8 protein-coding genes and 1 pseudogene are annotated in these 8313 nt (G+C 69.6%); 4 read left to right on the plus strand and 5 right to left on the minus strand.

Features of this window, described 5'->3' with window-relative positions:
• A pseudogene (locus D7V93_RS31290) lies at positions 1–444 on the plus strand (hypothetical protein); the annotation flags it as partial.
• Here the strand turns inward: D7V93_RS31290 and D7V93_RS31295 are convergent.
• From D7V93_RS31295 to D7V93_RS31315, 5 genes are all read right to left on the minus strand, one after another.
• Complete coding sequence (locus D7V93_RS31295; protein WP_120646871.1) at positions 432–1628, minus strand: pyridoxal phosphate-dependent aminotransferase; 1197 nt, start codon at positions 1626–1628, stop codon at positions 432–434. The pseudogene D7V93_RS31290 and the gene D7V93_RS31295 sit on opposite strands and share 13 nt — an antisense overlap.
• 69 nt (positions 1629–1697) lie before the next feature.
• A complete protein-coding gene (coaD, locus tag D7V93_RS31300; protein WP_120646872.1) occupies positions 1698–2180 on the minus strand; it encodes a pantetheine-phosphate adenylyltransferase in 483 nt (160 codons plus the stop codon).
• A 47-nt stretch (positions 2181–2227) separates the two neighbouring features.
• Positions 2228–2785 carry a 16S rRNA (guanine(966)-N(2))-methyltransferase RsmD gene (gene rsmD / locus D7V93_RS31305; protein ID WP_120609242.1) on the minus strand — a complete coding sequence of 186 codons (558 nt, stop codon included), beginning with the start codon at positions 2783–2785 and terminating at the stop codon, positions 2228–2230.
• Positions 2786–2795: 10 nt separating this feature from the next.
• Positions 2796–3839 carry a hypothetical protein gene (locus D7V93_RS31310; protein WP_120646873.1) on the minus strand — a complete coding sequence of 348 codons (1044 nt, stop codon included), beginning with the start codon at positions 3837–3839 and terminating at the stop codon, positions 2796–2798.
• Between the two features lie 45 nt (positions 3840–3884).
• Positions 3885–4874, minus strand: a complete 990-nt coding sequence (locus D7V93_RS31315; protein WP_120646874.1) for a cation diffusion facilitator family transporter — start codon at positions 4872–4874, stop codon at positions 3885–3887.
• Between the two features lie 112 nt (positions 4875–4986).
• Here D7V93_RS31315 and D7V93_RS31320 point away from each other — a divergent pair, with 112 nt between their 5' ends.
• The 3 genes from D7V93_RS31320 to D7V93_RS31330 all read left to right on the plus strand — a co-directional run.
• Entirely contained in the window at positions 4987–6576 is a 1590-nt protein-coding gene (locus D7V93_RS31320) for a sigma 54-interacting transcriptional regulator (RefSeq protein WP_120646875.1), read from the plus strand.
• Positions 6573–7490, plus strand: a complete 918-nt coding sequence (locus D7V93_RS31325) for an alpha/beta fold hydrolase (RefSeq protein ID WP_120646876.1) — start codon at positions 6573–6575, stop codon at positions 7488–7490. Before D7V93_RS31320 ends, D7V93_RS31325 begins: the two co-directional genes overlap by 4 nt.
• Before the next feature lie 169 nt (positions 7491–7659).
• The coding region (locus D7V93_RS31330; RefSeq protein WP_120646877.1) for a GTP-binding protein at positions 7660–8313 on the plus strand (654 nt) is incomplete at its 3' end.

Here is an 8313-nt window from a genome sequence, read left to right on the forward strand (position 1 = left end):
CAGATCAACGCGGCCCGCAGCGCCCAGGCCCTCACCGAGGAGGAGCTGACGCCCGAGGCGCTCAACCGCGCCCGCATCCAGCAGGAGGCCCGCTTCCTCTTCCAGAGCCTGCTGACCGGCGACGTGCGGTCCGCCGCGGCGGAGCTGACGTACCCGTTCCAGTTGGAGGACAAGCGCTACAACACGCCCGAGGAGCTGGTGCAGACGTGGGTGAAGCAGCTGCGCACCCGCCGCACCGACCTCGTCACGCTCTACGACATCGAAGTGCTGCCCCTGGCGGAGATGGAGAAGAAGTACGGCAAGCCCCCCGCACGCCTGGGCCTGGACCCGCGCGCGCTCAAGGACACCTGGGCCGCCGTGGGCAACCTCTCCGGCCACGCGGCCATCTTCCTCTTCCGGGGCAACGGCGACCTGAGCTGGCAGGCCTTCGCCTACACGGACTGAAGCGCCGCCACGAAGTCCCGCAGGCGCTTGAGGCCCTTCTGCAGGACCTCGCGCGAGGTGACGAAGCTCATCCGGATGTAGCCGGGCGCGCCGAACGGGTCGCCCGGCACCGCCGCCACGAGGAAGTCGTTGAGCAGGGCCTCGGAGAGCTGGAGGCTCGTCGTGAGCACCGTGCCCTTGTAGGAGCGGCCCAGGAGGGCCCGCACGTCCGCCATCGCGTAGAAGGCGCCCTCGGGCAGCCGGCAGCGGATGCCGTCAATGGCGTTGAGCCCCGCGACGAACAGGTCCCTGCGCTCGCGGTACTCGTTCACCATCGCGGTGATGGTGTCGGACGGGCCGTTGAGCGCCGCCAGCGCCGCCTTCTGGGTGATGGAGGACGCGTTGGACGTGGACTGGTCCTGCACCAGCTGCATGCCGGAGATGAGCGCCTTGGGCCCCGCCGCGTAGCCCAGCCGCCAGCCCGTCATCGCGTAGGACTTGGACAGGCCGTTGGACACGAGCAGCCGGGGCACCAGGTCCGGCGCCACGTTGCCGATGTTGAGGAACTCCCCCGTGTAGAGGAGCTTCTCGTACATGTCGTCGGTGATGAGGATGCAGTCGTGGTCGCGCACCGCCGCCGCGATGCCCTCCAGCGTGGCGCGCGAGTACACCGCGCCCGTGGGGTTCGCCGGACTGTTGAGGACGATGGCGCGCGTGCGCGGGGTGAGCGCCTTGCGGATGGCCTCCGGATCCGGTGCGTAGCCGTCCTCCTCGCGCGTGGGGACGATGACCGGCGTGCCGCCCGCCAGGTGCACCATGTCCGGGTAGCTCACCCAGTACGGGGAGAAGATGAGGACCTCGTCGCCGTCGTCCAGCAGCGCCTGGAAGGCGTTGTAGAGCGACTGCTTGCCGCCGGCCGTCACCACCACCTGATCCGGGGTGAACTTCAGCGCGTTGTCCTTCTCCAGCTTGCGGCAGACCGCCTCGCGCAATTCCGGCATGCCCGCGGTGGCCGTGTACTTGGTGAAGCCCGAGCGGAGCGCGTCGATGGCCGCCTGCTTCACGAACTCCGGCGTGTCGAAGTCCGGCTCGCCCGCGGCCAGCACCACGACATCCTCTCCCTTGGCGGCGAGCGCCTTGGCGCGCGCGTTGAGGGCCAGGGTGGCGGAAGGCTTGATGGCTTGCAGCCGGCGGGCGAGTTTCATGCCGTCAATGCCTAGCCGGAAGTCCCGGGAGGGACAAGGCCCTTCCGGCGCGCTGCGTTGTCCGGTGGCCTACGGCTTCGTGCCGAACTTCTTCCTCAGGCCCGCGTACACGTTCGGGGGCACGAGCCCTTCCACGTCCCCCCCGAAGGAGGCGACCTCCCGGACGAGCTGCGAGGAGATGTAGAAGTAGTCCTCGCCCGTCATCATGAAGACGGTGTCGATGTCCGGCGCCAGCTTGCGGTTCATGTTCGCCAGCTGGAACTCATATTCGAAGTCCGACACCGCCCGCAGGCCGCGGATGACGACGCTCACCTTGCGCTGGTGCACGTAGTCCACGAGCAGCCCGTGGAACGCGTCCACCTCCACGCGGCTGTCCTTGCACGCGTCGCGGATGAGCTCGATGCGCTCCTCCTGGCTGAAGAGAGGTGTCTTCTTCGGGTTCACCGCGATGGCGACGATGAGCCGGTCGAACATCTTCAGGCTGCGCTGGATGAGGCTCAGGTGCCCGTTGGTGAGCGGATCAAACGAACCAGGATAGATGGCAACCGGCATGGGTGACGGGGAGTCTCGGCGGCCCCACGCGGCCGGTCAAGCGCACGTCACGGGGCCCGGTAGAAGCTCACCAGGGTGTCCCCGAACCGGCGCTGGTCGTCCCGGGTGAGTCCCGCGTGGGCCTCCGGAGCCTCCTCGCGCTTGTCGTGCTCCACCACCACCGTGCCGCCGGGGGCCACCACCCCCGACGCCGCCACGGCCTCCAGCACCGTCTCCACGACGCGCGCCGCGTAGGGCGGATCCGCGAAGACGAGCTCGAAGCGCTCCCCCTTCTTGCCCAGCGTCTCCACCGCCCGCGCCACCGGCTGCGCCAGGATGGACACCTGGGCCGCGAAGCCCAGCGCGTCGGTGTTCAGCCGGCAGAGCGCCTGCGCCTCGCGGTCCTGGTCCACCAGCACCACCCGCCCCGCGCCGCGCGACAGGGCCTCCAGCCCCAGCGCCCCGGTGCCCGCGTACAGGTCCAGCACCGCCTGCCCGTCCAGGAACTGGCCCAGCATGTTGAAGATGGTTTCGCGGACGCGGTCCGCCGTGGGGCGGATGTGTCCGGACGACGGCTTGGGCCCCTGCAGGGCCCGGCCCTTCGCGCTGCCTGCAACAATGCGCATGGGCGCCCTTCTAGCCCAGGTCCCCCGCCGGCTTCGCAAGGAACGCCATCGTCGAGGACGCCGTGCGCCGGGCCCCCAGCGCCGCGATCACCTCCGTGGCCTCCGCGAAGGACAGCGCCTCCAGCGTCTCGCGAGCCCCCGGCGTCAGGGGCGGCAGGCCCTCCTCCAGCATCGACAGCAGCTCCCCCGCCGGCATGCCCGCCGCCTGGGCCTTCGCCACCACCTGGGCCCGGTCCCCGGCAGGCCAGGCGCGCAGGGCCAGGGGACCGAACGGGCCCCCGCAGTCCACCTTGCGCGCTCCCGCCGCGACGTAGCTGGACAGCCCCCGCGGCGCTCCCTCCAACAGGTCGCCCACCGTCACCGCCACGCCCCGAGCCCCGGCCAGCTCCACCACCTGCCGCAGGAGCTCCACGTCCGGGTCGCCGTCCCCCAGCTGCGCCTCCGTCACGCGCAGGAAGCGCGGCGGCACCTTCCACTGCGACAGCCCCTCCAGCAGCGTGCCGCACGCATCCAGCAGCCCTCCTGACGAGAGCTGGGGCGCGGACACCTCCAGTGACAGCTCACGCTCCGTCAGCGGGGCGACCAGCGCCGTGACGGCCTCCACCGCCTCGTAGGACGTGAGGCGCGACAGCTCCAGCGACACCAGCGCGAAGCCCGCGTCCACCACGCGGAAGAGCCCGTCCTTGAGCCCATCCAGCACGTCCGCGTCCGTGGAGCTGACCCGCACGGGGCCCGCCTGGAGGAACAGGGGCCGGGTGTGCTCGGCCTCCACGGCCGCCGCGTGCACCGCCATCACGAAGCGCTCCGCCGCCCCCCGGTCCGCCAGCGGGTGCGGACACGCCAGGCCCAGCACCGCGTCCTCCGCCCGCGCCGCGCGCAAGAGCCCCGGCAGCGAGCCCTTGGCCAGCACGGGGAGGCACGGCAGCGCGGCCGGCACGGACTCCAGCGCGCGCAGGAGCTCCCGTGGATCCAGCAGGGGCACCCGGGAGCCCGGGCCCACCCGCGCCACCACGTTGCCCGGCCGCAGCGTCAACACCTTGTCCAGCACGCTCATAGGAGCCGGCGAGAATCCCCGTCCCGCGCCCCTTTCGCAAGGAGGTCAGTGCACCTCGCCCAGGTGGGCATAGGCCTGGCTCTCGATCTGGATGGTGGTGTGGTCGATGCCGAAGCGGTCGAACAGCTCGTGCTTCACCGCGGACAGGATGTCGTCGTTGTTGCAGACCATCGGGTCCGCCACGACGAGGTGCGCCGACAGCGCGTACATCCCGCTGGAGATGGACCACACGTGCAGATCGTGCACCGCCTGCACCCCCTGAACCCGGCCCATGATGGCGCGCACCTGCTCCAGGTCCACGTGCGCGGGCACCGCCTCCAGCAGCACGTCCACCGCGTCCTTCACCAGCCGGAGCGCGCCCACGACGATGATCATCGAGATGAGCACCGAGATGATGGGGTCCACCACGTACCAGCCCGTCCACCACATGATGCCCGCGCCCACCAGCACGCCCACCGACGACAGCGTGTCCCCCAGCACGTGCAGGAACGCGCCGCGCACGTTCATGGAGTGCGTCTGGTGCAGGAAGCCCAGCGCCGCCAGGTTCGCCACGAGGCCAATGGCCGCGACGATGGCCATGGGCCCCAGCTCCACCGGCGCCGGCGTGCGCAGCCGCTGCCACGCCTCCAGCAGGATGAAGACGGTGATGACCAGCAGCAGCACGCCGTTGAGGAGCGCGCTCAAGATCTCCATCCGGTAGTAGCCGTAGGTCTTCTTCAGGTCCGCGGGCCGGCCGGCGAACCACAGCGCCAGCAGGCTGAGGATCATCGCCGACACGTCCGTCAGCATGTGGCCGGCGTCGGAGAGCAGCGCGAGCGAGTTCGTCAGGAAGCCGCCCACCGCCTCCGCCACCATGATGGTGGCCGTCAGGCCCAGCGCGGCCAGCAGCCGGCGCCGGTCCTTGCGCCGCTCCTCCGCCAGCCCGCCCTTCCGGGGCCCGTGGGAATGCCCGTGGCCGTGACCATGGCCATGATGGTCATGGTCATGCGAGTGGTCGTGCCCTGCCCTGCCATGTGTATGTGGGGGTGCGCTCACAGGGGCTCAGGGTACGCGAACAGCGCCGTCCTCGGACAGGTGCCGCTGGATTGATTTCAGACAACCCCGTAGATCCATTGTCCTGATCCGGAACAGGGGGAGGCCCGCGGGGATGGACTTCGAGAAGCATCAGAATCTGCACACCATTGTCATGTTGAGGGATGTCATCCGCAAGTGGTGGCAGGTGGAGCTGTCGTTCGCGGATCGCAACGGGGTGGTGCACGACTGGCAGCGCGGGGATTTCATCCCGCCGCCGAACGACTTCTGCCGCCACTCGCTCGGCTCGCGGGAGGGGATGCGGCGGTGCGCCCAGTCGGTGCGGGTGCTGCACGAGAAGTTCAAGGCGGCCAAGAAGGTGCGCCGAGCGCTCTTCCACGACTGCCACCTGCGCCTGAGCATCGTGGGGGCGCCGCTCTACATCCGCAACGAGTACGAGGGCTTCCTCTTCGTGGAGGGCTTCGCCCGCCAGCCGCTCACGCCCGAGGACGGCCACGTGCTGCGCGGCAAGATGCGCGACATCCTCCCCGGCGTGCACCTGGACCTGGACGGCGCCCCGGAGCGGACACCGGTGCTGGACGGTTCGGAGTTGAGCAAGCTGTCGGACCTGCTGGAGTTCGCGGTGACGGAGATCGCGAACCAGGAGGTGGAGCTCACGCGCAAGGAGGAGACCATCCAGTCCATGGCCTCCGAGCTGTCCAACCGCTACCGCTTCGAGAAGATCATCGGCCGCTCGGGCGCGATGAACGAGGTGTTCCGCCTGATGGAGAAGGTGGCCAACTCCGACTCCACCGTCCTCATCAACGGCGAGTCCGGCACGGGCAAGGAGCTGGTGGCGCGCGCCATCCACCACAACGGCCCGCGCAAGGACAAGCCGTTCGTCGTGCAGAACTGCTCCGCCTTCAACGACAACCTGCTGGAGAGCGCCCTCTTCGGCCACACGCGGGGCGCCTTCACCGGCGCGCTCAAGGACAAGAAGGGCCTCTTCGAGGTGGCCGACACCGGCACCTTCTTCCTGGACGAGGTGGGCGACATGTCCCCCGCCCTCCAGGTGAAGCTCTTGCGCGTGCTCCAGGAGGGCACCTTCCTGCCCGTGGGCGGCACGCAGTCCCGCGAGGTCGACGTGCGCGTCATCGCCGCCACGCACAAGGACCTGGGCGACCTCGTCAAGCGGGGCGAGTTCCGCGAGGACCTCTACTACCGCATCAACGTCATCCGCCTCCAGCTGCCGCCCCTGCGCGAGCGCAAGGACGACCTGCCCGTGCTCATCGACCACTTCCTGCGCAAGCACCACCGCGAGGGGCAGCGCGCGCGGGGGCTCGCCCCGGAGGCCCTGGGCATCCTGGGCGCGTACGCGTGGCCGGGGAACATCCGCGAGCTGGAGAACGAAATCGAGCGGCTGCTCGTGCTGGGCGGCGAGCTGGAGGTCATCCCCGCGGAGCTGCTCTCCAGCCGCATCCGCGACACCGTGGTCCCCGGCGGCGGGCCCTTCATCGCCCCGCGCGCGCACGGCAAGCTGCACGAGGCGGTGGAGTCGCTGGAGAAGGAGATGATCCACCAGGGACTCGTGCGCACGCGCAACAACAAGAGCCGGCTGTCGCGCGAGCTGGGCATCAGCCGCTCCAACCTCATCCTCAAGATCATGCGCTACGGGCTGGACAAGGGGCTGCCCGAGGCGCTGCCGGACGAGGAGGTGGAGGCATGAGCGGCGCGACCGGACACGCGAAGTCCTTCCGTCAGGACTCGCTCCAGGTCCCCGACGGCGCGGACCTCTACTTCCAGGTGCGGGGGGAAGGCGCCCCAGGCATGGTGCTGTGCGATGGCCTGGGCTGTGACGGCTTCGCGTGGAAGTACCTGCTGCCCTACCTGGGCCGGCGTCACCGGGTGCTGCGCTGGCACTACCGGGGCCACGGCAGGAGCAGCGTGCCCACGGACCGCACGCGCATCGGCATGGCGTACACCTGCGACGACCTGGCGCGGGTGATGGACGCCGCGGGCCTGGAGCAGGCCGTCCTCTTCGGCCACTCCATGGGCGTGCAGGTGGCGCTGGAGTTCCACCGCCGCTACGCCCGGCGCGTGCAGGGGCTGGTGCTGGTGTGCGGCAGCTACGGCATGCCGCTGGACACCTTCCACGACTCCACCCTCCTCAAGCGCCTCTTCCCCACCCTGCGCAGCGCCGTGGAGCGCTTCCCCCGACACACCGCGCGGCTCGTGCACGGGGCGCTCACCACGGAGCTCGTCGTCCAGTTGGCCATCCGCCTGGAGATGAACCCGGACCTCATCGCCCGCAACGACCTGGCGCCCTACTTCACCCACCTGGCCCAGATGGACCCCGTCGTGTTCGTGCGCACACTGGACTCGCTCGCCAACCACACCGCCTGGGATCACCTGGAGCACGTGGACGTGCCCACCCTGGTCGTCGCCGGGGAGAAGGACCGCTTCACCCCCGGCTGGCTCTCCCGGAAGATGGCCGAGCGCATCCCCGCCTCCGAGCTGCTCATGATTTCGGAGGGCACCCACACCGCGCCGCTGGAGGTCCCGGGCCTCGTGGAGCTGCGCGTGGAGCGCTTCCTCCACGACCGGTTGGGCGTGGAAACCGGGAATTCGGGGCCCAGGTAGGATAAGCGCGGGGACGGGGGTGGGCCCTTTTGCCTGGCTGCTGGACACCCGCCTTCATTGCAGGCGGCACGCCCCCGGCATATAAGCCCCCGCCTTCCGGGTTCCGGTGGGATTGAGAAAGCCCGTTCTGGGCGTGTCTCTTCGCACCTCTTTCAGTCAGTCGGTCCGCATGATCTCTCGCGAAAACATCCGCAACGTCGCCATTGTCGCCCACGTCGACCACGGGAAGACCACCCTGGTCGACCACCTGCTCCGGCAGGCCGGTACCTTCCGCTCCAACGAGCACATGACCGATCGAGTGATGGACTCGAACGATCTCGAGCGTGAGAAGGGCATCACGATCCTCGCGAAGAACACCGCCGTCTCCTACAAGGGGATGCAGATCAACATCATCGACACCCCGGGCCACGCCGACTTCGGTGGCGAGGTGGAGCGCGGTCTGCGCCTGGTCGATGGCGTCATCCTGCTGGTGGACGCGGCCGAAGGGCCCCTGCCCCAGACGCGCTTCGTGCTCACCAAGGCGCTGGCCATGGGCCTGAAGACCGTGCTGGTCATCAACAAGATCGACCGGCAGGACGCTCGGGCCAAGGAAGTGCTGGACCTCGTCTACTCGCTCTACATCGACCTGGGCGCGGACGATAAGCAGCTGGAGATGCCCGTCCTCTACACGGTCGCCCGCCAGGGTCAGGCCTCCACGTCGCTGGAAGTCCCCGGCAAGACGCTGGAGCCCCTGTACGACGCCATCATCAAGCACATCCCGCCCCCGCCCGCGCCGCCGGTGGACCAGACCACCCAGCAGCCGCTGGTGGGCACCCTGGACTAC

The organism is Corallococcus llansteffanensis (genome assembly GCF_003612055.1).
GTDB lineage: Bacteria > Myxococcota > Myxococcia > Myxococcales > Myxococcaceae > Corallococcus > Corallococcus llansteffanensis.